Annotated in this window: 26 protein-coding genes; 12 read left to right on the top strand and 14 right to left on the bottom strand. The window is 39.4% G+C overall.

Going from position 1 to position 24,806, the window contains the following annotated elements:
- Positions 1 to 72 precede the first annotated feature (72 nt).
- Complete coding sequence (locus tag IWB18_RS09905) at positions 73 to 1,317, bottom strand: DNA polymerase Y family protein (RefSeq protein ID WP_195683463.1); 1,245 nt, start codon at positions 1,315 to 1,317, stop codon at positions 73 to 75.
- Positions 1,318 to 1,493: 176 nt separating this feature from the next.
- Between IWB18_RS09905 and IWB18_RS09900 the strand changes: the two genes are divergently transcribed.
- The 4 genes from IWB18_RS09900 to IWB18_RS09885 are packed head-to-tail and all read left to right on the top strand — an operon-like array spanning position 1,494 to position 3,356.
- Entirely contained in the window at positions 1,494 to 1,931 is a 438-nt protein-coding gene (locus IWB18_RS09900) for a helix-turn-helix domain-containing protein (RefSeq protein WP_195683462.1), read from the top strand.
- 28 nt (positions 1,932 to 1,959) lie between these two features.
- Positions 1,960 to 2,487, top strand: coding sequence for an ImmA/IrrE family metallo-endopeptidase (locus IWB18_RS09895; protein ID WP_195683461.1), 528 nt, complete (start codon positions 1,960 to 1,962; stop codon positions 2,485 to 2,487).
- A gap of 15 nt (positions 2,488 to 2,502) precedes the next feature.
- Positions 2,503 to 2,772, top strand: a complete 270-nt coding sequence (locus tag IWB18_RS09890) for a hypothetical protein (protein WP_195683460.1) — start codon at positions 2,503 to 2,505, stop codon at positions 2,770 to 2,772.
- A complete protein-coding gene (locus IWB18_RS09885) occupies positions 2,769 to 3,356 on the top strand; it encodes an SOS response-associated peptidase (RefSeq protein WP_195683459.1) in 588 nt (195 codons plus the stop codon). Before IWB18_RS09890 ends, IWB18_RS09885 begins: the two co-directional genes overlap by 4 nt.
- A 20-nt stretch (positions 3,357 to 3,376) precedes the next feature.
- On the opposite strand, the gene IWB18_RS09880 is transcribed toward IWB18_RS09885, so the two are convergent.
- From IWB18_RS09880 to IWB18_RS09860, 5 genes are all read right to left on the bottom strand, one after another.
- Complete coding sequence (locus tag IWB18_RS09880) at positions 3,377 to 3,679, bottom strand: RyR domain-containing protein (protein WP_195683458.1); 303 nt, start codon at positions 3,677 to 3,679, stop codon at positions 3,377 to 3,379.
- A 7-nt stretch (positions 3,680 to 3,686) separates the two neighbouring features.
- On the bottom strand, positions 3,687 to 4,118 hold the full coding sequence (locus IWB18_RS09875) for a hypothetical protein (RefSeq protein WP_195683457.1): 432 nt from the start codon (positions 4,116 to 4,118) through the stop codon (positions 3,687 to 3,689).
- Between the two features lie 90 nt (positions 4,119 to 4,208).
- Positions 4,209 to 6,878 (bottom strand): cation-translocating P-type ATPase, encoded by a 2,670-nt coding sequence (locus tag IWB18_RS09870; RefSeq protein WP_195683456.1) that lies wholly within the window; start codon positions 6,876 to 6,878, stop codon positions 4,209 to 4,211.
- 49 nt (positions 6,879 to 6,927) lie between these two features.
- On the bottom strand, positions 6,928 to 7,311 hold the full coding sequence (locus IWB18_RS09865; protein ID WP_195683455.1) for a formylmethanofuran dehydrogenase subunit E family protein: 384 nt from the start codon (positions 7,309 to 7,311) through the stop codon (positions 6,928 to 6,930).
- A 91-nt stretch (positions 7,312 to 7,402) separates the two neighbouring features.
- Positions 7,403 to 8,095, bottom strand: coding sequence for a DUF2569 family protein (locus tag IWB18_RS09860; RefSeq protein WP_195683454.1), 693 nt, complete (start codon positions 8,093 to 8,095; stop codon positions 7,403 to 7,405).
- A gap of 187 nt (positions 8,096 to 8,282) precedes the next feature.
- On the opposite strand from IWB18_RS09860, the gene IWB18_RS09855 reads away from it, so the two are divergent.
- Together IWB18_RS09855 and IWB18_RS09850 are read left to right on the top strand one after the other, a co-directional pair.
- Positions 8,283 to 8,762: a DUF456 domain-containing protein gene (locus IWB18_RS09855; RefSeq protein ID WP_195683453.1), complete on the top strand. Its 480-nt coding sequence runs from the start codon at positions 8,283 to 8,285 to the stop codon at positions 8,760 to 8,762.
- 186 nt (positions 8,763 to 8,948) lie between these two features.
- A complete protein-coding gene (locus IWB18_RS09850; RefSeq protein WP_195683452.1) occupies positions 8,949 to 9,929 on the top strand; it encodes a uroporphyrinogen decarboxylase family protein in 981 nt (326 codons plus the stop codon).
- 51 nt (positions 9,930 to 9,980) lie between these two features.
- On the opposite strand, the gene IWB18_RS09845 is transcribed toward IWB18_RS09850, so the two are convergent.
- The 4 genes from IWB18_RS09845 to IWB18_RS09830 form a co-directional block, all read right to left on the bottom strand.
- On the bottom strand, positions 9,981 to 11,186 hold the full coding sequence (locus IWB18_RS09845; protein ID WP_195683451.1) for an MFS transporter: 1,206 nt from the start codon (positions 11,184 to 11,186) through the stop codon (positions 9,981 to 9,983).
- A gap of 63 nt (positions 11,187 to 11,249) precedes the next feature.
- Complete coding sequence (locus IWB18_RS09840; protein WP_195683450.1) at positions 11,250 to 12,155, bottom strand: sensor domain-containing diguanylate cyclase; 906 nt, start codon at positions 12,153 to 12,155, stop codon at positions 11,250 to 11,252.
- Positions 12,156 to 12,307: 152 nt separating this feature from the next.
- On the bottom strand, positions 12,308 to 13,489 hold the full coding sequence (locus IWB18_RS09835; RefSeq protein ID WP_195683449.1) for a MalY/PatB family protein: 1,182 nt from the start codon (positions 13,487 to 13,489) through the stop codon (positions 12,308 to 12,310).
- A 44-nt stretch (positions 13,490 to 13,533) separates the two neighbouring features.
- Complete coding sequence (locus IWB18_RS09830; protein WP_195683448.1) at positions 13,534 to 14,157, bottom strand: carbonic anhydrase; 624 nt, start codon at positions 14,155 to 14,157, stop codon at positions 13,534 to 13,536.
- Between the two features lie 138 nt (positions 14,158 to 14,295).
- On the opposite strand from IWB18_RS09830, the gene IWB18_RS09825 reads away from it, so the two are divergent.
- Entirely contained in the window at positions 14,296 to 14,736 is a 441-nt protein-coding gene (locus tag IWB18_RS09825; protein ID WP_195683447.1) for a YaiI/YqxD family protein, read from the top strand.
- A 40-nt stretch (positions 14,737 to 14,776) separates the two neighbouring features.
- Here IWB18_RS09825 and IWB18_RS09820 read toward each other — a convergent pair whose 3' ends face one another.
- Positions 14,777 to 16,687 (bottom strand): FAD-dependent oxidoreductase, encoded by a 1,911-nt coding sequence (locus IWB18_RS09820; protein ID WP_195683446.1) that lies wholly within the window; start codon positions 16,685 to 16,687, stop codon positions 14,777 to 14,779.
- 150 nt (positions 16,688 to 16,837) lie between these two features.
- Between IWB18_RS09820 and IWB18_RS09815 the strand changes: the two genes are divergently transcribed.
- From IWB18_RS09815 to IWB18_RS09805, 3 genes are all read left to right on the top strand, one after another.
- Positions 16,838 to 17,659 carry a MerR family transcriptional regulator gene (locus IWB18_RS09815; protein ID WP_195683445.1) on the top strand — a complete coding sequence of 274 codons (822 nt, stop codon included), beginning with the start codon at positions 16,838 to 16,840 and terminating at the stop codon, positions 17,657 to 17,659.
- Between the two features lie 81 nt (positions 17,660 to 17,740).
- Positions 17,741 to 19,225 (top strand): DUF1846 domain-containing protein, encoded by a 1,485-nt coding sequence (locus IWB18_RS09810; RefSeq protein WP_195683444.1) that lies wholly within the window; start codon positions 17,741 to 17,743, stop codon positions 19,223 to 19,225.
- Positions 19,226 to 19,330: 105 nt separating this feature from the next.
- Positions 19,331 to 19,633, top strand: coding sequence for a DUF5661 family protein (locus tag IWB18_RS09805; protein ID WP_207740808.1), 303 nt, complete (start codon positions 19,331 to 19,333; stop codon positions 19,631 to 19,633).
- 57 nt (positions 19,634 to 19,690) lie between these two features.
- On the opposite strand, the gene IWB18_RS09800 is transcribed toward IWB18_RS09805, so the two are convergent.
- Genes IWB18_RS09800 through IWB18_RS09790 form a run of 3 tightly spaced genes read right to left on the bottom strand, consistent with a single transcriptional unit; the run spans position 19,691 to position 23,003 of the window.
- A complete protein-coding gene (locus IWB18_RS09800; protein ID WP_195683443.1) occupies positions 19,691 to 20,761 on the bottom strand; it encodes a DUF5050 domain-containing protein in 1,071 nt (356 codons plus the stop codon).
- A 59-nt stretch (positions 20,762 to 20,820) separates the two neighbouring features.
- The gene (locus tag IWB18_RS09795; protein WP_195683442.1) at positions 20,821 to 21,318 is read right to left on the bottom strand and encodes a prolyl-tRNA synthetase associated domain-containing protein; all 498 of its coding nucleotides are present in this window, start codon (positions 21,316 to 21,318) and stop codon (positions 20,821 to 20,823) included.
- A gap of 14 nt (positions 21,319 to 21,332) precedes the next feature.
- A complete protein-coding gene (locus IWB18_RS09790; protein WP_195683441.1) occupies positions 21,333 to 23,003 on the bottom strand; it encodes a GGDEF domain-containing protein in 1,671 nt (556 codons plus the stop codon).
- 227 nt (positions 23,004 to 23,230) lie between these two features.
- Between IWB18_RS09790 and IWB18_RS09785 the strand changes: the two genes are divergently transcribed.
- Positions 23,231 to 24,250 (top strand): uroporphyrinogen decarboxylase family protein, encoded by a 1,020-nt coding sequence (locus tag IWB18_RS09785; RefSeq protein ID WP_195683440.1) that lies wholly within the window; start codon positions 23,231 to 23,233, stop codon positions 24,248 to 24,250.
- Positions 24,251 to 24,278: 28 nt separating this feature from the next.
- Complete coding sequence (locus IWB18_RS09780) at positions 24,279 to 24,716, top strand: GTP-binding protein (protein ID WP_195683439.1); 438 nt, start codon at positions 24,279 to 24,281, stop codon at positions 24,714 to 24,716.
- The last annotated feature ends 90 nt before the right edge of the window (positions 24,717 to 24,806 follow it).

Here is a 24,806-nt window from a genome sequence, read left to right as displayed (position 1 = left end):
GAATGATTTATCTCTCTTAAAATTTAATCACAACTGAATTGTTACGTCAATGGATTATCACATCCTGCTTGATCATTCATGCATCATTCCCGGCAATGTCACTTCGTGGATCTTGCTGTCGGGAATCTTTATGTCACCCATAAGAACTGCAGACTTGATCGCATTTTTTCCGTATCTCTCTCTTATCGTCTCCATGGTTTCTTCCAGTTTTTCTCTTTTCCGTCTTTTTTCAATATCATCAAAAACGTACAGTTGAGCAGGCTGAAAATCTTCAGTCAAATTTATGGCTCTAACTGTGACCGCTCTCACATTCGTTTCCCACATATAATTTTTTTCAAATAATTCCATGGCTTTTTTACCTATCTCCATGGCGCTTTGCGTCTGCACCAGAAGCTGTGCCTGATACTGTTTGCAAGACAGCTCCTTATCCTTTATAGTAAGCTGTACCCCACCGGCGCAAAGTTCGTTCACCCTTAACCTGTGACCCACATCCTGCGAGAGCTCCAAAATCACTTTCCAGACCTGTTCACTATCATAAAGATCCGCACTGCACGTGATTCCGTGACCTATGGTCTTTATGGGAGAGACCCAATTTGACTCGGTGACTCGCGACAAGTCATTTCCACTTGCGTAGATCCATAGCCTTACTCCGTTTTTTCCCAAAGTTCTGTTCATGAACTCGGCACCTGCAAAGGATATGTCCCCTATGGTAAGGATCCCATAACGGGCAAGTTTCTTTCTTGTGGATCTCCCCACGTACAAGAGCTCTCCTGCCGGTAGCGGCCAAACCTTTTCTTTGAAATCAGACCTTCTTATAACAGTGACCGCATCCGGTTTTTTCATGTCTGATCCCAGTTTGGCGAATACCTTGTTGAAAGAGACACCGATACTGACCGTAAGACCCAATTCTTCCTTTACAGATTTTCTTATTTTCTGAGCAATACTCTCACCGTCTCCAAAAATGCCCGCGCTTTCCGTCACGTCCAACCAACATTCGTCCATTCCAAAGGGCTCTATCTTATCCGTATACCTCATATAAATTTTCCTGGTAAGCTTTGAATACTTCAGATACTGACTATATTTTGGAGGTATTATTATCAAATTGGGACAAATCTGTTTTGCCTCCCAGTTTACCATTCCCGTTTTGATTCCGGCTTTCTTTGCGGATTCGGATTTTGCCAGTACTATTCCATGCCTGTCTTCAGTGCTTCCGCACACTGCTACATCCTTCCCTTTAAGAGAAGGATCCAGCATTATCTCTACAGATGCGTAAAATCCGTTTAAATCACTGTGAAGTATGGTTTTGTCCCGATCCATAAATTTTCCTCCCAGAATTCTTTTAGGTCTTGACATACGCTTCTTTAAGAAGTATCATGAAACTAACTTCCATATACTTCTATCAAGATCTTAACATCTCTATGAATTTGCTTCAACTTATTATGAAGTTTTATGAAGTTATTCGTTCAGCAGCACAGCGGAAAGGAATGTGATCTATGAAAACTTTTGGAGAAAAGATACGACGATCCCGGGAAAATCTGGGCATAAGTCAAGACACCCTCGCCAAAGAGGCGGGTGTTTCGCAAAGGACCATAACATCTTACGAAACCAATAATTCCAGGCCCAGGGGCATAACTGCAAGAAAACTGGCAAAAGCTTTGGGAGTCTCCGTGGATTACCTTTTAAACGAAGATGTAGACGATCCAAAATACGGAATGGAGAAAGATCCCTACATGGAGGCAATTCGAAAATCTTACGGCCCTAAAGCCGAAAAGGAAGCCAACGAACTTCTTGAAAAAAACATGGCTCTTTTTGCCGGGGGAACTCTTACCCAGGAAGCCAAAGATGCCTTTTTTGAGGCCGTCATGACTGCATACGTGACATGTAAGGAAGAAGCAAGAAAAACATATTCAAATAAAAAAGGCGATAATTAAAGGCCTGCCAAAAGCGAGGTTTATTTAAATGTCAATAGAGTACATTTCCCGTGAAGCAAAAAAAATCATTCACCAATACAAAACCGACGATCCCGAATCTTTATGTCGTCACATGAACATATCCTTGATTTTTGCATCAATGGGATCAGGTTCGGCCGACTGCAAGGGATTTTACCTTATTCAATCCAGAAAGCAGGTAATAGTAGTCAACAACGACCTTCCTGAAAAAATACAAAAGATAATAATAGCCCATGAGATCGGACATGCGGTACTCCACAAAAAAATTTCAAAACTAAAGGCATTTCACGACTTTGCCTTGTTTGATGAAACCTCTATATTTGAATACGAGGCCAACATCTTTGCTGCTGACGTACTCATGAATGATTCAGAAGTCCTGGACCTCTTAAATGACGACATTTCTTTTTTTCAGGCAGCCAGAAGACTGGATGTACCTGCGGAGCTCCTGGATTTTAAGTTCAGGATCTTAAAAAGAAAAGGCTACAAGGTGGTAGATCCTCCCTTTGTCTCCAATTCTAATTTTTTAAAAAATATTTGATTTGCGGTGATTTAAATGAGTGATCCAAAAGTATACGTTGATGTTACCGCATCTTTCACCACCGACGGAGAAATGATTCCCACTTCGTTGGTTTGGGAAGACGGTTCCACCTACGAAATCGACAAAGTCCTTGATGTAAGGCAGGCTCCTTCTCTTAAAGCGGGAGGTCAAGGCGACAGATACACGATAAAGATAAAAAACAAAAAAAAATATCTCTTTTTTGAGCGTAGCCCTGATATTGGCGACAATAGTCTGGGTAGATGGTTTTTGGAAAGAAAGGAATGAGGATTGTGTGTGGAAGATACTTTATCGCAGATGACCGGGAAGAGCTTGAAATCAAAAAAATAATCGACGACATTGAAAACAGGTACAAAGGCAGTGACGCTCTTTCCAGAATGAAAACCGGAGAAATATATCCCACGGATACAGTGCCGGTGCTGACACAAGAATCTCCCACGCTCATGAAATGGGGTTTCACAAAATTTGACGGCAAAGGTCATCTTATAAATGCACGTATGGAAACTGCCGACGAAAAACCCACTTTTAAAAAATCATACTTAGAAAAACGCTGTCTGATTCCCGCAAGTTACTTTTTTGAATGGAAAAACAGAGACGGAAAAAAAGAGAAGTATGCCATCGGTACGGACAAAACCATATACATGGCCGGTCTCTATAGGATGGAAAAGGAGTTTGATACTCCAGTCTTCGTCATACTCACAATGCCCGCATCCAAAAGCATTTCTTTTATACATGACAGGATGCCCGTGATAATACCCGAAAATATAAAAGATCAATGGCTTAAAACTCCCATGAATAATAAAAAAATCATGGAAGTTTCGACCAAAGACCTTATGTATAGAAATGCTTGAATGGGAGGTATTCAAATCTTCTACAACCTATAACCTTTTGTGTTTTTTAATTTAAAATTCATGTGGGCAAGAATCTTTGGCCACCGTTTAACAAATTCACATATTTTTTTCTTTTGATCCTCGTTAAGAAGATCGTAGGATATGAGTTGAGGATCTTCTTTCGATTTTCGATCTATCCCGACTCCATAGTTCCAACCTCTGTTTTTCTTGTGAAGAAGCCATCTCGTATGTTCAAATGCCGCCAATTGATTTATCTCTTCAATGCTGAGATTTACCGGTTCAGCTTCTTTTTCTACTGAAAGTATGTCGTAACCTATAAACATCATTGCGTCAGTTGGATGAATTAAACCCGTTGTTATCGTCGTCCAACACTACTAAATTTGGTTTTTGAATATCATCCTTAAGTTTTATAAGATTTTCCCCATCAATTTTCGGGGCTTTAAATCCATAAAATTTATTGACTCTGTATACCTCTTCGTTAGAATTTTTTCTTGCCTTGTATGCCTTTAATTCTACGGGAGAAACAACCAGGTTATTGACACCTTCCAAATTTTCAGTTGCATAAGGAACTACCACATCTTTCGCTGTAGCCTTTTTTATCAAATCACCAAGCATTATCGCCCCTCCACCAATAGAAAAACTATTAAAGATATTGTTGGACTGCCAGCTTAGCCCACACTGATTGATGGGTGGAGAATTGTAAAACAACTGATTGATGTATATGTCTCCGTTTACGACGATACTATAGTTCTTTTTATTCAATTAGATGACCTCCAGTCTAAACTCCATTATACGCTCTTCCTAAACAATAAAAGGGCTAGCGGTGTATCTTGTTCTTGCAGTTCCACAATGTCAGGATCTTAACTCCAGTTTGTTCTTTACCAGATGAACTGCCCCAGTTGTTAAAAGTGCTCCCGCTCCAATTACAATCCAGCTTTTCAGATCAATGGGTACAGTATGCATTACCTTGTTCATTACAGGCAGATATACGGCCAAAAGTTGAGCTGAAAATGAAAGGATCAACGCTCCCAAGAGAACCTTGTTCTTCTTCAACGTCTTGTCCAAACCAAATTTTTTCTCTCTTCTGACATTTAGAGTATGCAACAATTGAGATACAGCCATCATAGTAAAAGTTACGCTCTGAGCAAGTTCCAGGGACGCACCCCGAAATAATATGATTTGAAAAACAATAAAAGATGCTGTTCCAATTATCGATCCGCTGATAATGGTCTTGTAAAGAAATCTCTTTCCTACCAATCCTTCATTTTTAGATCTGGGTGGTTGGCTCATTATATTTTCTTCAGCAGGTTCGAAACCCATGGCCATGGCGGGAAATATATCCACTACCAGGTTCAGCCAAAGAATATGAAGTGGCAGGATGGGTATGGGTGCAAAGAAAATTATGCTTAAAAGAATTGTAAGTATTTCAACGAGATTGCATGAGAAAAGGAAATAAACGTATTTTTTGATATTTGAGAATATTATCCGGCCTTCTCTTGCAGCCTCGACTATGGTTGAAAATTTGTCGTCAGTCAGTATCATATCAGCAGCTTCCTTGGCCACTTCCGTTCCCCTGATTCCCATAGCTACACCTATATCGGCTCCATTCAAGGCAGGTGCATCGTTGACCCCGTCTCCAGTCATGGCAACTGTATGCCCCCTTCTTTTCAGTGCATCAACTATCTGAAGCTTGTTTTCAGGCGAAACTCTTGCAAACACCGAAGTCTCTGAAACTTTTCTATCATAATCTTCTCTTCCTTCAAATTCATCAAGTTCTCTTCCGGTCATAATTGCTTTATGGTCTTTCAGCCCAATATCTTCGGCGATTATAGATGCGGTCTTGGGATGATCACCGGTTATCATTTTGACCTCTATACCCGCAGTTTGACATAGATATATAGATTTTGCCACGTCCGGTCTTGGTGGATCTATTATTCCTACGAGTCCCAATATGACTGTATTCCCGACAGCTTTTTCAAGGGACTTATCATCTCCTTTTCCAGAATAACCGGAAAGTTCACCGATTGCCAGTACCCGCATTCCTTCACCAGCAAATTTTTGATTGATTTCTTCCAATCTTGTTTTTGATTCTATATCATTGTTCGATAGTTCTATCAATACATCCGGAGCACCCTTTATAAATGCTCTGGGTTCACCTTCGTACTCATAGGATGTGACCATGTATTTTTTTGCCGAATTAAAAGGCAGTTCCCCTATCCTTCTCCAGATTTCCTTTTCCAACTTTTCTTTTTTAAACCCGGCTTTTTGTCCCAGTACTATCAATGCACCTTCAGTTGGGTCGCCTATAATGGAATATTTTCCGTTTTCATCATTTAAGGTAGCGTTGCTAGACAGTAATCCGGCAATTATAAAATATTCAAGTTTTTCGTCTTGGGTCACTTCAACTTTTTGATCTCCGTATTTGATATCCCCTTTTGGATCATATCCGCTTCCTGTTATACTGAATTCTTTGCCATCAGCCAAATACACGTTTTTTACAGTCATTTGATTTTCCGTCAAGGTTCCTGTCTTGTCTGTACATATAACACTTGTGGAACCCAGAGTTTCAACTGCCGGAAGACTTTTTACAAGTGCCTTGTGCTCTGCCATTATTTTCATACCTCTGGCAAGGGTTATGGTCGATACCGCAGGCATAGCTTCCGGAATGGCGGCTATGGCAAGTATAATAGCCACCTGTACTACAAATGGAAGATCCAAACCTGTGACCATTCCCAGGACTACAACCAAGACTGCACAGAATGCTGCAAAAAGGATCAGCATCTTCCCCAATCTATCCAATTCCATGTTTAATGGAGTCATCTCTTTTTTTCTGTCTTTTATCAGACTGCTGATCCTTCCCATTTCGGTTTTCATTCCAGTTTGCGTTACTATGGCGTATCCGTTGCCTCTTGTAACAGCTGAACCTGTAAAGACCAAGTTTATTCTGTCCCCCAATGGAGCTGATCCTGATATTACGATTTCGGCATCTTTTTCTACCGCCTCTGATTCTCCTGTTAATGCAGATTCGATGCACGCTAAATTTTTTGTTTTCAGCAACCTTCCATCTGCCGTGATAGAATCCCCTTCTTCTAAAAACATGATGTCGCCAGGGACAACATCGACTGCATTGACTTCTTTGATTTTTCCGGATCTTAAGACCTTTGTCACGTTCTCTATCATCCCCTGAAGGGATTCCACGGATTTTTGTGCCTTATATTCCGTAAAAAATCCGAAGACTACAGCGATCAACACTGCTATAAGGATGGCGATCCCTTCCACCGTATCTTCAGTCACAAAGGAAACCACTGAAGCTCCTATTAAAAGATATACTATAATATTATTAAGATTGTGCAGAAGTATTTTAAAAGCCGAAACTTTTTCTCCGCTCTCAAGTTTGTTCTCTCCGTACCTTACCTTTCTCTTGTAAGCATCTTCATCGTCAAGGCCTTCTTTTGTGTTCGAGTCAAACTCTTCGACCACTTCTGTGATCTCCATTTGATAATATTCTTTTTTAGTTTCCATCTTTGGTCACCTCCTTCTCATATTGCAGTTTTACCCTGTTTGTCAACATTTAAATAATTTCTTGTATCCAAAATATTTCTTCTTTCGGTGCATTCAAAATCAAGTTCTTTTTTTCTTCTTTAGACAAACTTTCCTCAACACCTTTAAAAACTAAACGGACTGACCGCCCCGACTCATTATCTCTAAAGGAAAATGCCGGATTTCCGGTCTTGTTGATTATCAGATTTCCCTTTTCTTCATTGCACCCTGCAACGAACCTTATTGCGTCTACAGGACATGTTTCTATTTCACTGATACAAACCATCTCATCCTGTTCATAAAAATCCAACTCAAAAAATTCCTCTGCGATTTCGCAAGCTCTAAATCCTATAGCCAAACCGGGACATTCGTGCCCATGAAACTCAATGCTTTTTTCCCACAAGCTTTTTTCCAAAAATCTCACTCCTTCAATATCAAATCATTAACCGGAATTCTAAAAAAACACCCGGAAATCCAGGTGTTGGAATAAATACAATTGCTTTATGTCAGTCTCTTTCGGGTGCGTACAAAATTGTCATGAAAAACGGCAATGCAACTGCAAATACATACACTATCAAAATCCCCGTAAAAGGATTTAAAAATCCATCGTCCATCCACATTTTTACAAACCAGTAAATCTCGGACACCACAGGAAGTATGAGTGTCAAAATCGTCTGCCAAACACCTTTGACCATGATAACCAGTGCTATATGGATCACAGCCAACATTCCAAAAATCCATAAAGCTATGTTTGTCAAAAAAGATCTCATCGATCTACTATAGGTCTTAATGAAGGTATTTGACACTCTTTCAGACAGGCTGAAATACAACATCCATATAACTGAGAACAATCCAATGCCTAAAAATCTTCCTATACCCAGCAGCGTCAATCCCTCAAAAAACAACAAATCAATAATTGCAAAGCATATGAAATAATTTCCCACTGCTATGGCAAAGCTCTGAGTCAATCGTGATTTCCCACCTAAAGCCGCCACAAATAAAATGCTGAAAATCGCCCCCAGCACCAAGGCAAGATACACTGAAACTGTAAGATATATGCTCTGGCTACCAAGTTCGCTCCAACCTAAAACCATATGGGCCACTGCTGCAACTCCGCATAAAAATCCCAATATCATTACAATCAGCCATCCGCCGATCCCCTTTAAAACATCAGTATCATCCAAATACTGACTCACCATAATATAACCACCCTTCTGAAATTAATATGTGCATGACATATTATAACATATTTTTTCGTCATTCGAAATATACTGTAACGGATTTCATCCGACTCCAATTTTCTCTTGCCATTCTCCTGGTTAAAATTTGCCATCGGTGGTATATAGATATTGAATAAGCAATTTCTATTAGCAAAGGAGAATAACCTTGAATTTTGCCGGTATTGTCATTGCTCTAATCTTTTTTATAGCAGGATTGATCGGAACCGTTTTGCCCTTGCTTCCAGGACCAATTCTGGTTTTTCTTGGCATGCTCATCTATGGTTTTATCACCGGCTTCACTATTTTGGATTCAAACTTTTTTTTACTGCAGTTTGTGGTGCTTTTGATACTTTTTTTAATCGATTATGTTTCTTCTGTACTGGGTACTAAAATTTCCGGTGGGAGCCGCGGCGCAATGATAGGAACTATGATTGGGATCGTTATGGGTCCCATCCTTTTAGGTCCCTTGGGTGTCGTTATCGGACCATTTGCGGGGGCTGTGTTTATAGAGATTATAAACGGTTCGGAATTACAAAAGGCTCTTAGAATAGGATTTGGAACATTCATCGGCATCTTGGGTGGCACCATACTTAAAATCTTTATTGAACTGGTAATGATCATCTACTTTTTTGTAAGCATCATCTAAAAGTCCACTTATTTGATAATAAAGTTTTTTTACAATATATTTGCAAATCCAACACAAATGTATATAATAATATTATATACAGATAATATTATTATATACATTTCATTTATAATATTCATAGCCATTCAGCTTGTATTATCTGGTATTATTTAGAAAAATTTTAAATTTTAGAAGGAGGAAGATAAAATGTTAACCATCAAACAAAATTTGTTGGAAACCATGAAAGGTGGAAATCCCGACAGATTCGTCAAGCAATATGAGTTTATGGAAATGATCATGAATGTTCCCATAGCTCGTAAAAGACCAAACATTGGTGAAGAAGTGGTAAATGAGTGGGGCGTTACCTTCAGATGGCCCGAAGGTCAGTTGGGTTCTTTTCCTGTTCACGATGAAGAGCATATATTGATCAAAGACATTGAAAATTGGCGCGACTATGTAAAGGCTCCCAACGTGAAGTACTCTGATGAAGATTGGGTTCCTGCAATAGAGGTTGCAAATGCTGTAGACAGAAACGAAAAATTCTTGACCTGCTTTGTTGCCCCAGGTCTTTTCGAACAAACACACCACTTTATGAGAATGGAGAATGCCCTGACCGCTTACTACGAGTATCCCGATGAAATGCACGAGCTAATTGACTTTCTCGTAGATTTCGAATTAGCTTATGCCAAGGAACTCATAGACCATCTTCATCCCGAATGCATATTCCATCATGATGACTGGGGCGGTCAGACTTCAACATTTTTATCACCTGAAATGTTCGAAGAGTTTTTCCTTGAGCCCTATAAAAAAATATACGGATTCTATAAAGATAATGGTGTGGAACTTATTGTTCACCACAGCGACTCCTATGCGGCGTCTTTGGTCCCCTACATGATCGAAATGGGAATAGATATATGGCAGGGCGTTATGACGTCCAACAATACCCCTGAATTGATCAAGAAGTACGGAGGAAAAATAACTTTCATGGGAGATCTGGACAGCGGCGTCATCGATTTTCCGGAATGGACACCTGAAATCGTAGCCGAAGAAGTAGAAAGAGCTTGCAGAAATTGCGGTAAACACTACTTTATTCCGTGCTTAACACAGGGTTTGGGTTTCAGTTCCTTCCCCGGAGTTTATGACAAGACAAACGAAGAGATAGATAAAATGTCAGAAAAAATGTTTTGATTTTTTTAAAGGCTTGGTGATAATATTTCCCAAGCCTTTTTAAACGATATTTTACTTGCCCGCTTCTATAAGCACTTTATCTTTACTCATTATGATCCCCTGGATCAACATTATTGCACCTGTTACCAAAAGCAAAGTTTCTATTTTCAAAAAATCTGCCACAGGTCCGAAAAACAACATGGACAAAGGCATTACGGAAGTGGAAATCATGCTGAAAACACCAAAAACCCTTCCTTGAAAATCTGATTCAACCTTTTGCTGGAGAAGCACTGTAAATGGCGTATAAAAAACCGGCATGGCAATTCCAACTGTTATCATGAACCCCAAATATATTGTGAATGAATGGACCGATCCCAATCCCATAGTGGAAAAAGCAATTATAAAAATCGCCAGGGTCATGGTTTTCACTTTGTTCTCGAATCCACCCCAAGTCGCAATCAAAAAACCACCCAACATCATTCCTACTGAAAAAGTCACTTCTATTGCCGTCAGCCTCCAGACATCTTCACCAAAACTCCTTGTAACCTGCAAAGGAGTCAGAAAAGCCAGGGGAGAAACCAGCAAGTAATATACTGCGCAATAAATGAATATGGTCTTGATATAACTGTGATGCTTTATATAAGACAAACCCTTTGACATATCAATAAAGTAGTTGATTTTTTCCTTGATCATCGCCTTATGATGAGAAGGCACATCGAGAAAAACCACAAGTATCAGTATTGCAATCGAAGCCGTGATCACATCAATCATAAAAATACTTTCTATCCGTGTAAATGTAAGTAAGGCACCGCTGGCCATGGGTGCTAAAAGGCTGACCATTGATTGGAGACTTCCGTTCATTCCATTGACTTTGGTCAAATATTCAAATGGCACGATCTGTGGCAACAGCGCCGTAACCGCAGGTGTCTGAACTCCAGTTCCAAGTGATCTTAAACCCAGTCCAACAAATAGCAACCACATGCTGCCGTGACCCAAATAAAAAACCAGCGCCAAAATCAAGGTAATGGCTGCAATGAAAAAATCAGCAATTACTATCAGAGTCTTCCTGTTGTAGCGATCTGCCCAAACTCCCGCAAAGGGAGAAATTAAAAACGTGGGCATCATACCACATATGATGGCCATGGTCATCATAACTCCGGATTTTGTTTCAAGTGTTATATACCACATGATGGCGTATTGTACCAGCATTGATCCAAACAGGGAAATATTTTGACTCAATAAAAAAAGGGCCGTTTTCTTCTTCCAATCGCTTATCATATATCACCTTTCCGAAATATATCTTCAAAAGAATCGGCCAAGACTATTTATCTCAGCCGAAATTCATTCATATTTATATACGCAGTTTCTTTTCTTTTTTGCCCTGTACATGTTGTCGTCCACCTGTGATATCAGTTCATCCAAAGTCAAATCGGCTTCATGATCAAAATGAGCGATACCGATGCTGACGGTAAACTTAACTCTCCGGGATTCAATGATCATTTCCTGTTCTTCAGTGATCACTCTTATTCTGTCAGCCACCATGAGCGCTTCATCATAGCTGGTATCCGGAAGGAGTAAAATAAATTCATCTCCACCGTAGCGACCTACTATATCATAAGGTCTGGTGAAGTTGACCAACAATCCGGAAAAATTTTTCAAAATAGCATCCCCGACCAAATGCCCATACTGGTCATTTATATTTTTAAAGTAATCGATATCGATCATCACCAAACATATATTTCCGGGATTTCTTTTGACCCGTTCCATTTCTTCATAAAGTTTTTCTATAAATCCTCTCCTGTTTAAAATCCCAGTCAGATAATCACTTTTTGCCATCTGAGCCGTTTCCTCATGGAGCTTCAACATGGCCTCTTCGGCTTTCTTCAAACCGGTTATATCCCTGATTATCATGGTTGTCCATATGTTCCCCTCGTCATCCTTGAAAATGTTCGATGAAACCTGGCCCGGAAATTTACTTCCATCTTTTTTTAAAAAAGTAAGCTCAGCATTTACGCTTCCGTTTTGAATTCTTTCTTTCAACGCCTTTTTCAGCCTTGTATCGGAAGAATCGACCAGGATATCTCGTCCCCCTGATATGATTTCATCCTCAGAACGTCCAAACATCTCACATGCTGCCGGGTTGGCCCTGTAGACTTTGCCGTCGGGTGTCGTAAGCATAATGGCATCAGAGCTGTTTTCAAAAATGAACTTGTACACATCTTCGTGAATGAATTTTTGTTTGTCCATAATAAGCTCCTTCTTCCATTATCTTTATTTCCATTATACTCCATTTCATGCATTGCTCAATTAATTTATACCCAATTTCTTTCCTTGAACCATGAGTAAATCAAAGAACTTTTCTGTTAATGAAAGAAGCAAAAAAATAAAACTGGCAGAATTTAAATTTCTGCCAGTGCACATTTAAGCCTGTTCAAGCCTTCGACCAAATATTTTGTGGGGCAAGCCAGATTCATTCTTTCAAAACCTGAACCTTCCCGCCCAAAAATATATCCTTCATCTAAAAACAACTCTGCCTTCAGGTGCAAGAAATTTTCCAATTCTTTCTCTTTCATCCCCAGGCCTCTGAAATCCAGCCATTGGAGATAAGTGCCTTCAAGGTCATAAACTTTGATTTGAGGTATATGCTCTTCAAAATATTTTTTTAAGATGACATGGTTGTGATGAACCAATTCCAAAAGTTGCTCCAACCATTCTTCACAACTATTATAAGCGATCTCACAAGCTTTGTATCCCAATATATTCAGAGTAAATTGCCCGCATTTGTCGTTTTCGGCAATATAGCTATTTCGAATTTCTTCGTTTGGTATTATTATGTTGGATGTTTGCATCCCTGCCAGATTAAAAGTCTTGCTCGGTGCAGTGCACACGATGCAATTTTCTCTGGCGTCATCAGAAATTTCTGCATAAACACTATGATCGTAACCTGGCATCACAAAATCAAAATGGATTTCATCAGATACAACCAAAACTCCATTCTTTATGCAAATTTCTGAAACCCTTGCAAGTTCGTTTTTAGTCCATACCCTTCCAACAGGGTTGTGCGGGCTGCAAAAAAGCAGGATTTTATTGTTTGGATCCATAGCCTTTCTTTCTAAATCGTCAAAGTCTATTTCATATCTTCCATTTGAATTTTTCAAGGGGTTTTTAACCACTCTTCTGCCATTGGATTCTATTGCTCTATAAAAGGGATAATACACTGGAGTCATTATTATGATGCCATTTCCCGGCTCTGTCAATCCCTTGATCGCAGTGAAAAATGCGTGGACCACTCCAGGTGCTCCAACTATCCACTCATCCCTGATTTCCCAGTCGTGTCTTCTTTTCATCCAGTTGATAACAGAGTCAAAATAAGCTCTAGTGGCTTTGGTGTAACCCAAAACCACATCCTCCAGATACTCCTGTAACCCTTTTATTATCTCGGGAGGATTTTTTAATTCCATATCTGCCACTGAAAAAGGTATGATCTCCTTGGATACGTTGGGGTTCCACTCGTACATCTGCTGGTATTTGAAGGATCCTGAGTTTCTTCTATCTACAATGCTTTCAAAATCGTATTTCATGCATTTCATCCCTTTTTTGCATATTAGCGATAGAACAAATGGATTTAATTTTCACACTTGAATTCTCCACAATCCTTGTCGTAAATAAATATCTCGCCTGTCTCTATTATATAATACCAACCGCTCAGATTCAATTTACCCTCCTCTACTCTTTCTCTAATATAAGGAAAGGTAAGAAGGTGTTTGAGTTGCTCCACCACGTTTCCCTGTTCCATCAACCACTCTCTTGCTTCAGGTTCATTCTCGGAAATTTCTTTAAGAACCATGTCTCTTACCGGTCTTATGAGTTCCAGCCACTTTCTTGTATGGGGAATGTCTTTCAATTCTTCAGCAGATTTAAAACTGGCCGCGCATCCTCCGCAATTCGAGTGTCCACAAATGACGATATTCTCGACTTCCAGCACGAGCACCGCATATTCAATTGCAGATGTAGTGGCAAGGTATTCTTCACTTTCCCTGTAAGGCGGTACGATATTGGCAATATTTCTTATTATGAACAATTCTCCAGGTTTGGTTCCTGTGATCATGTTGGGATCTATCCTGGAATCTGAACAGGATATGAACAGGGTATGAGGCTTTTGTCTATTTCCTAGCTCCTTGAACAATTCCTTGTGATCTTCAAAGTCTTTTTTCCTAAATTTGGTTATTCCATCCAATAAATTTTGCATAACTACCTCCTCTATGGAAATCGATGATTGCCAAAGTTTAATTTTAATCATTTTAACCGAAGATCCTTGTTCAATCAATCTTTTTCATTCTTATCATATTTTATGATAAAATTATTTAAAAATGATTTGGAGACCGATATGAAAATTCTGATCGATGCAGATGGATGTCCTGTTGTAGATTTGACAGTTGGAATAGTAAAAGAATATGAACTGGAATGTGTGATACTTTGTGATACCTCTCATGTCTATTCCATCCCGGGCATCAAAACCATCACCCTGTCCAAAGGATCTGACAGTGTGGATTTTGCCCTCGTCAATATGGTTGATAAAAATGATGTGGTAGTTACCCAGGATTACGGACTGGCTGCCATGTGCCTTGCAAAAGGAGCCACTCCATTAAATCAAAACGGCATGGTTTACAATGATTGTAATATAGACACTCTTTTATATGCGAGGCATGAAGCAAAAAAACTCCGTAACTCAGGCCATCGCCTGAAAGGACCTAAGAAGCGAACTAAAATCCAGAACGAGGATTTTGAAAAGGCTTTAAGATCAATTTTAACGAATAATAAATCTTAAAGGGGAAGCTTGAAATGAGCTCCCCCTAATTTATGATTTATTATTTTTCCAATACTTCAGTGGCTGCACTTTCTCCCCCGAGCCGTCCCGATGTGAATGCGTATCCTATTCCAACACCATTTCCAACATAGGTATCATTGAACAACACTCCTTCGGATTCAAGTCCTACAGCGTAAAGTCCCTTAACTGGAACTCTATCATCGTCAAGCACTTGAAATTTGGTGTTTACCAAAAGTCCGCCTACTGAACCCAGGTTGTTTATCTCTGCGATAATCGCATAGTAAGGTCCTTCATCGCCGTAAGAAACCAAGAAATCGGATGATTTTCCAAATGCAGTGTCTAATCCGGTTTCACAAGCTTCCTGATATTGATTGAAAGCATCTACGAACACTTTTTCGTCCATTCCAGCATTTTTTGCCAATTCTTCTATGGTATCTCCCTTGAATCCATCCCCATTTTCAACCATTTTGTCAAAAATTTCATCTGCATCTTTCCAAGGATTGTCTATTGTAAACTCATCAATGAAGTCCAAGTAAAACTCAGGAGGCATGCCAGGCATTCCAGGCGCCTCGATCCCATTTAATCCTTCTTCTGCCAATGCATCGATCTGTGCCTTTGATATCACGACCATATGATATGGGCCGTTGAACGCACTGCTGTTTGCAGCCGCTACAGCCTTCAATGTGAAAGCCTCGTCTCTGAATCTTGCTCCAGACGTGTTCACATTCATCAGTGTCGGCATGTAAGTCAGCATCATGGGATAACTTGCCTTGAATCCCTCATATTCCTTTTTAAGATTTGAAGTAGCTCTAGCCAATGTCTGATGAAGCATTTGCCCACCAAGATTGTCCGGGATCTTTGCTCCTGCCTCCCAGGCCATCTCCAGACCTTCTCCAACATTTTGACCCAACCCACCATTGATACCTTCAAATCCAAAATTTTCCTTCACCATCTCCGCATTTGCAGCATAACCACCTGTGGCTATAATTACACTATCGGCGGTAATTTCAAGTATGGTGCCGTCATTTTGTTCGGCAACGATACCGGTAACTTCGCCATCTTCATTTACGATCAAATTCTTCCCAGTCGTTTGAGTAAAAACTTTACCTCCGTTTGATTCAACCGATTCTGCAAGCATTCTTTTGTAAGAAGCTTCTCGCGTTCCATAATCTGGAAGCATGTGAAGCTGCTCTCCTGCAAAGTTGATAAACTGAGTTACATATCCCTTTTCAGCCAACCAGTCATAAGTCTCACCAGATTTGGCAACATATTGCCTTATAGCTGCCGAATCCACTCTCCAGTGATTGTTTTCAATCCAATCGGTAATCATTTTCTCTTGATCCACTTTCAATCCATTTTCTATAGCAACCGATGAATCTACGAATTTTCCTGCCCATGACAAGTTGCTGGCGCCACCGATCACTCCTGTTTTTTCTATCAAGATAACTTTTGCACCCATATCTGCAGCAGATATGGCAGCAGATATACCCGAAGCCCCCGCACCCACAACTACTATGTCTGCTTCTAATTTTTTCGTCTCGGCAGTCGCTGAGTCTTTATTTCCACTCTTGAGCATGCTAAGATCTCCACCAGCCTGAACTACGCAATCTTCAACTGCAGCCAGCATCGCACTGCTTGAAACAGTCGCACCTGATACAGTGTCTATCTTCAACGATTGTTCTGATAAAATATTTTCTGATACTTGTTCCAAAGCTGCATCGCCAAGTCCGGATGTTTCAGATTGATCTTTCACAGCTATGTCGGTAATTTTAGACTCGCTGAAAGTCACGTCTATGGTTATTGTTCCATTATGTCCGTCTACCTCAGCCGTATATGTTCCTGCTTTATAGCTGTTTTCTGCATTTTGACTGCATCCGGAAAACCACGTCAAAACCAGAGTCATCGCTAAAATAAGAACCATGATTTTTGATACTTTACTTTTGATCTGCATTACTTTTCCCCCTTGTTTTTTCTTGTTTACCAAGCTTTTGCCTAAATAATAAACCTTGGTCTTACACCAAAGTCAACTTATTTGTTAAATATTTATTTATCTTGTCGATTCTTTTTTGTATAATATTAACCATCAGTGGAGGGATTAAAGATGAAATATAAAATCGGTGAATACTCAAAAATGCTCGGTGTAACAGCAGACACTCTAAGACACTATGAAAAGCTGGGGATAATAAAGCCACTAAAAGAAGACAACTCCAGTTACAGACTTTTTGGAGACCTTGACTGCAGAAATATCCTGAGAAGCAGATGGTTCAGAAGTTTTGACATACCATTAAACGAAACCATTGAACTGACTAATGAAGGAAGTCTAGAAAAAGTGGCCGAGGTTTTTACCAAAACCAGCAAAGATCTAGCTTTAGAAATCGAGCGATTAAATGGACTTCTTGAGAAATCCAACGAAACCTTGGACATTTGTGAAAAACTGCACCGGAATTTACACAAATGTGAATTAGATGATTTTGAAGGTATGTATAGAATTTGTCAAACTAAAGAGAATGTTCTTATAAAAGACAGCAAGACCGCCAAAACGGTAAAGCAATGGATGAATTTGCTTCCTTTCACTTTCTTCTCATTCAGTTTGACAGGGTATAAACCAACTACCCATGATCACTTTGATTTTGATTTTGGCTTGGCCATTTCCATCCCGGATATCCATAAACTCAAAATCAAACTCCCCTCCAACATCCAATGTATTCAAGCTTCAAAAGCCGTGTACATGTACGTGAAGTTGCTAGAGGGAGAATTCATATCAAATGCTACTTTAGATTCAATGCATGATTTTGCATCATCCAAAGGTTACACTTTCAACGGAAATGTTTACGGCAGGATATTATTTTCAGAAAAAAATGAAAATGCCCTGTATAATTACAATGAAATAATAATGCCGGTGAATTTGACAAATGATATTTGATATTTCTTCAACGTTTCCTTTGAAAACCAATGTTAGAGATGGTATACTTTTGAGGAATGATTATTGACAAGGAGATGCAGAATGAAAATAGGTTTCGATCATGAAAAATACAAACAGACCCAGTCCGAACACATAAAAAAAAGGATAGAAATGTTTGATAACAAACTATATCTTGAATTTGGAGGCAAGCTTTTTGACGACTACCACTGTTCGAGGGTACTTCCAGGGTTCCAACCGGACAGCAAGCTAAAAATGCTAGACCAATTAAAAGAACAAACGGAAATAATAGTTGTCATCAGTGCTGATGCCATCGAAAGCAATAAAATACGGGGAGATTTGGGAATAACGTATGAAGATGATGTCTTGAGGTTGATAGATGCTTTTCAGCAAAGAGGATTTATGGTTGGAAGCGTGGTCATTACTCAATACTCAGGTGAAAACTCAGCAAATCAATTTAGATCAAAGCTGGAATCTCTTAATATCAAAACCTACTTCCATTATAATATCGAGGGGTACCCTCACAATATAAGCCATATCGTCAGCGATGAAGGATATGGTAAAAATGAATATATTGAAACCTCCAGACCTTTGGTAGTCGTAACAGCACCGGGTCCCGGCAGTGGAAAGATGTCCACATGTCTTTCACAACTTTATCATGACCACAAACGTGGGATTAAAGCTGGATACGCAAAATTCGAGACATTCCCCATATGGAATCTACCCTTGAGACATCCTGTAAACATTGCGTATGAAGCTGCCACCGCAGATTTGAATGACGTTAACATGATAGATCCATTCCATCTTGAAGCTTACGGCGTTGCAACCGTAAACTACAACAGGGATATTGAAATATTTCCGGTATTAAATGCAATCTTTGAGATGATAGTCGGAGAAAATCCTTACAAGTCCCCGACAGACATGGGTGTAAATATGGCCGGCAACTGCATTATGGACGATGAAGTTTGCAGAGATGCCGCCGAACAGGAAATCATCAGAAGATATTATCATGCATTGGTGGACTTTAAAAGAGGGACCGGAACAAAAGAGATTCTTTACAAGCTTGAATTGCTGATGAAGCAGGCCTCCATTTCGGAAGACGATAGAAAAGTTGTTAAAGCTGCTCTTGACAGGGCTGAAGAAACCGGCAACCCGGCTGTAGCCATCCAGTTGTCAGACGGTAGAATCATAACCGGAAAAACATCCGAGCTTTTAGGTTCATCGGCAGCCGTTATTCTAAACGCCATCAAAGTATTGGGAAATTTGGATCACGATCTGCACCTGGTTTCGCCCGAGGCAATAGAACCAATACAGATCCTAAAGACCAAATACCTGCAAGGAAGAAATCCAAGGCTTCATACCGACGAAATACTTATAGCTCTTTCAGTAAGTGCCGCTCACAATGAAGATGCCCGATTGGCCTTGGAACAGCTGCCCAAGTTAAAATCGTGCGAGTTGCACTCTTCGGTCATATTGCCGGAAGTTGATTTGAAGATTTTCAAAAAACTGGGACTAAACATAACCAGCGAACCAAAGTACGAAACAAATCGGATATATCAGAAATATTAATATGACAAAAGTCGGATAAATCCGGCTTTTTATTATTCTAAATCTTCGGTAGATATTTATTCGTGGATTTTCTGGGTATACTCTAATCATGGAGGTGATTGTTGGATGAAAGTCTTTTCTTTGGATGAATCAAACGCAGTAGCGAAAGAATTGGGAATTGATTTTGACAACGCAGGATTTACACCGGAGGAATTTAACGAGGGCATGAATATAGAACTTGAGCATGGTACCGAAGATCCTCATACAAATGTGACCAATGACGACCCTTTGATGACCGGCAAAATTGCACTGGCTCATTTAAACGAAGTGGCAACTTATTATCATGCGGATATAGGGCTTGAAGCCTGGGAACATGCCATTGAAAATTTCGAGGGGGATCCAAGAGGAAAAACCATAAAAATCCTTTGACAATTTGGAACTAAAAAACAAGGGCTCTTGCGCACCCTTGTTTTTTAGTTCCAAATTCTAGTTGGCCTGTTCCACATATTCCCGATCAGTTCCATCGATATTCATAACAGAGATCCTCCGTTGTGCGTCATTATCATGCCAGTAGATTTTTCCGCCTGCCATGTTTATATCAAAAATCGACTCAGCGGCAAGTATCATTTCTTTTTCACCAGTTTCGTCATTAAAGTAATACAGGCCCTTGTCAGTATTGTCTTTTCGAACACCACTCCAGAAATAATACAAGTCAGTTCCTTGACCATTCAAATTATCCACCCAGGTATCTAAAAATAATCTTTCTGTCTTTTTTTCCGTGTCATATCGGTGCATATCTCCCATATTGTCCCGCAGTATATAAAACAATTCATTTTCTACAACATCAAAAGTTCCGCCAAAAACATCATTAACTATCATGACCGGTTCACCACTTCCATCAAGAAATAATTCATATATGTTTGATACATATTGTTCGTCCAAATCAGCCATAACATAAATGTGGTCATTAAAAATTGCCACATTATCGTAAATATTCTCAAGAATTAGAGTCTCCTCGCTGCCGTCATATTTCATTCGGTACAATCCACCTTCAACTACATCTGTAAAATACAAATATTCATCTTGAAGTATCAAAAGTCCAAAATAACCTTCTTTCAAAACGGTAAATCCACTGCCGTCAATGTTGCTCATAAATATACCGTCGGTACCCAAACCATCTGATCCTGCCGCAACAGAACCGACAGCAAACAAAAGTCCCCCATTTACGTTTAAATGATGCAAGGTTCCTTCCAGCAGCAATTGGGATTCTCCTGATTCCATGGAGGTTTTCCAGATACTTCCCTCAAACATTTTATCCACATGATATACATGGCCTTCATATTCTATTGCCATGCCTTGATGAAGAAGATTTGATGGACTATTGCCGGCTCCTTCAAGCACTATGATTTCAGCGCCATTTGAATCATTCGAATCATTTCCCTGAGATGTTTGACCGTCTCCGTCTTCAACAGATCCACCATCAGATCCGCAACCACCCAGGAATAATACAAATATCAATAAAACGATCAACAACAAAGAACCTTTTTGCCTTTTCAAAACAATTCCTCCTTAATTTTCATAAAATAGTCAACTTGTATATCTGCGAATCTGCTTTTTTACATTTCCATCAATGTATATTTATTTCCATTGCTTTCGATCACCTTGACAATATCTTCAAAAGCAAGCCAAATTGTGGCTGTATTGTCGTTGGGATGAACACCTAAACTTTTATTCCCCACGAGATCCTTGTCTATAGCTACCTCTACACTCTTTGACTCGTCATTTATGATCCCCATGGGAGTCACCGAGCCCTTGGTAAGATTAAGGTATTTATCCAACCTCTCTTCTGAAGCAAAACTTAATTTTGTACTTTCAAGCTTTTCCTGGAACACTTTAAGATCGACTTTCTTGTCTTTATGCAATAATACTAAAAAATGGCGTTTCCCTTTTGCATCTCTAAGAAACAGATTCTTGACTATATCACCGTCTCTGCCAATGTCCAGTTCATCCATTTCGTCTATGGTGTATACTGGTGGGTGTTCAACGATTTTGTATTTTATGTTTAAACTTTCTAAATATTTTATCACCTTTTTTACATTATTGTTTTCACTCAATTAAATCCCTCCTACTATCCTTCTACTACATTGCTTTTTTTGAGATACCTTTTATTTTCATACATCAATTTGTCTATATTGTTAAAAAATGTCTTGATGTCTATTTCATCATATTTGTCAAAAACCCCGCTGCCTATGGCCACATCGATCTTAAAAGGATTCAAAGCCGCAAAGTCATCCAATGAATTCCTAAATCGTTTTACTCCCTGGTTATAAAAAATCTCATCCGGATTTTCTATTATGCAAACAAATTCGTCTCCACCCAACCTGTATACCCTGCCCTGATTCAAAAAACTGTCCTTAAGGCAGTTGTAACACTTTACTATCGCCCTGTCTCCTTCTTGATGTCCAAAGTTATCATTGATATTTTTAAGATAATTTATGTCCAGAAAAATCAATCTGAATTTATTGATTCTGTCATCGTTCATGATACTGTCCAGATCTTTCTCATACGCCGCCCTATTACCCCCACCGGTAAGAATGTCTTTAAATGCCAACCTCTCAAATATTTTTCTTTCTTTCTCTTTTTCAATCAACATATCCACACTTTTAAGCGAATCGATAGCCAGGAGAATGAAAAACAATACAGTACCCACGCTGCTATATACCGATGTAAAATCAAAATTCCAGTTGAAGAATTTTACCAGTTCCAACAAAACTATTACTGCCAAAAGACTTAGATGTGCCAAAAATCTTTTGGCATTGTTATTTTTGTATTTGACCCACTCTACAAACATGACCACTACGACCATCACCATGGAAACAAGGATCATGCTGTTTGTTACGATAATCGTATTAAAGAAGCTGGCTACTCCGGTCAACTGGAGGATTAAATTCAGGATCAGATCCAATATGAAAATCATGGAAATCCATGTAAAGAGCTTGTTGAATCTAGTCAAAACTGTATCCCTCAAAAATAAAAGAAAGGGTACGGGTATGGCTGCCACCAACATGTAGCTGATGCCACCGATCAAAAATCTGTTGCCTGTAATCAGCTGCATCAATTTTGCCTCGGAAAATACCCACACACTTACAAATATCGCAAATATCCCCAAATACAAAAATCTGTTGTCTGAAATATTGGAAATAAAAAAGGAAAGTAAAAGAGCTGAAATACCAAAAACCATCAAAATCAATGCAAGGACTATTCCTGTAGATTGTCTCTGTATCAAATCGTACAACAGAGCATCCCCGTCCCCTATTGCCACCTCGTTTATCAAGCCTGAGAAAGCTTTGATATCCGTTTTGATTTCCAAAGTCAAGCTTTTTCCCGCCAAATCTTCCGGCAAATCTACCAAATACCAAAGGCTTGCATTGGGGTTTGTGAAAATATCGCTTTTAAATTCAGGTGTTTCAAAAATCAACACCTTATCCAGAAAAACTCTAGCATCCTGCATCGAAGCCCTGAGTCTGAGTTTTTCAGCATCGACAAAATCCTCTTCAAACGTTCTGGTTGCTTTAAACACTTGATTCTTTTTAAAATCACCACTAAACGGCAAAGTAACATTGTTCTTTTCAAAGTTGTCTGAAGTGATCGTCCATCCGTCATTTATTTCGTAATACCCGCTTTGACCCAAACGCAAATTTTCACTTGGCATGAACTGTACAAGAAGCATCAGTGTCACTATAAATGCAATGACAGGAAAATATGCAAAATTGACATTTTTATTTTTAGGCAGTCTCAAATGTTACACCTCTGTTCTTTATCATTATGCACACAATTATAATAATTATAAAACATTTTTTTATCAATGTCAGTAAATTCCTTCAATCAAAAACAAATGTTTTGTAGATAAAATTTTTTATTCAATTTTATATAAACCTCTTTTTTTCAAATTATTTTAATGTTATACTTATATTGACTTAATTTTTAGCGCATACAATAATTGATTTTATTAAAAGGAGGATTTTTATGACAACTCATTTGACACCGAAAGAGAACTTTTTGAGAGTCGCAAAGGGAGAAATGCCTGAATACGTGCCAGTAGCACCCTTTGGCGGACCGGGACAAGAACCCTTGATGGCCATGGCCGACCCCTGCATATTGGGAAGCTTTCGCGGGCCGGGAGGCGGAGTCGATCCCTGGGGAGTTACGTTTATAACAGGAGAAGATATCGATTTTGCCGCATTGCCAAAGCCAAACGACTTTATTCTAACAGATGTGACCAAATGGAGAGATGTCATAAAAGCTCCGGATTACAGTGGCTTTGACTGGGAAGCTGCTGCCAGGTCTGACAGGGCCAAATACGTTCAAAATCCCGACAAGACCGCATTTGTAGTAGCGGGATACGCTGATCTGTTTCAACAGTTTATCGGATTTATGGGTTTCACAGAAGGATTATGCGCCATTTACGAGGAACAAGAAGAAGTGGAAGAACTGTTGGATTATATGCTTGAGCACTCGCTTTACATAACCAAGAACATGGTCCATTACTACAAACCCGAAGGATATTACATCCTTGATGATACAGCCTCAAAATTGCAACCGTTTATTTCACCCACTCTGTTTGAAGAATTATTTGTCCCAAGATACAAGCAGTGTCTTGACATTGCCCGCGAAGCAAACATTCCGATATTTTATCATAACTGTGGAAGATGTGAGGAACTCATACCCTCAATGGTAGACATTGGGGTATCAGTGTGGGATCCTGCCCAACCGGAAAATGATCTGGTATCTGTTAAAAATAAATTCGGGAGAAAACTTGCTATAAATGGAGGATTTGAATATCGTATGCCGGTAAATTGGCCGAATGTGGATGAGGAAGAAGTAAGAGATCAAGTGCGAAAAAGTTTTGAAGACCTTTCAACTGACGGTGGATTCATATTCAGCGGGATGGTGACTTCATTGGATTATATGGACCCGGATGTACAGAAAGTAAACGGATGGATCCTTGACGAAGCAAATAAACTCAGCAAGATTGTATATAAATGATCCATAAGATATAAGGCAGGTACAAAAGATGAAAATACTTATTCTTGGAGGATTTCTCGGTTCAGGAAAGACAAGCATATTAATGCAACTGGCAAAATATATCGTTGGAGATGATCTCCACCACCTTTCCAAGGTCGTCATAGTGGAAAATGAAATCGGAGAAATAAGCGTAGATGACAAGATGATTTCCTCAGGTGGATACGAAGTGGCAAACATTTTTTCAGGGTGCGTCTGTTGCACAATGTCGGGAGAACTGATATTGGGACTCCACAAAATTATCAATGACCTGGATCCTGAAATAATAATCATGGAAGCCACCGGCGTGGCTTACCCTCACAATATTCGGGAAACTATCGAAAATTCGATGAATGATATGGAGTGCACTGTTACATGCGTAACTGACGCCAAGAGATGGCTTAGATTATTGCGTGCATATAGTCATCGGATAGAGCACCCTTTTTCATAGAATAGAGCCACTTCATCCATCAAATAGAGCCATGATTTTCTTGGCAGGGCCATCACAGATGTGACAGCCCAAGCCTGTTATTTAATACCG

This window comes from Alkalibacter mobilis (genome assembly GCF_015594845.1).
GTDB classification, from domain to species: Bacteria; Bacillota; Clostridia; order Eubacteriales; family Alkalibacteraceae; genus Alkalibacter; species Alkalibacter mobilis.
The sequence above is the reverse complement of the archived record's forward strand: the minus strand, read 5'-3'. Positions and strand labels throughout refer to the sequence as shown.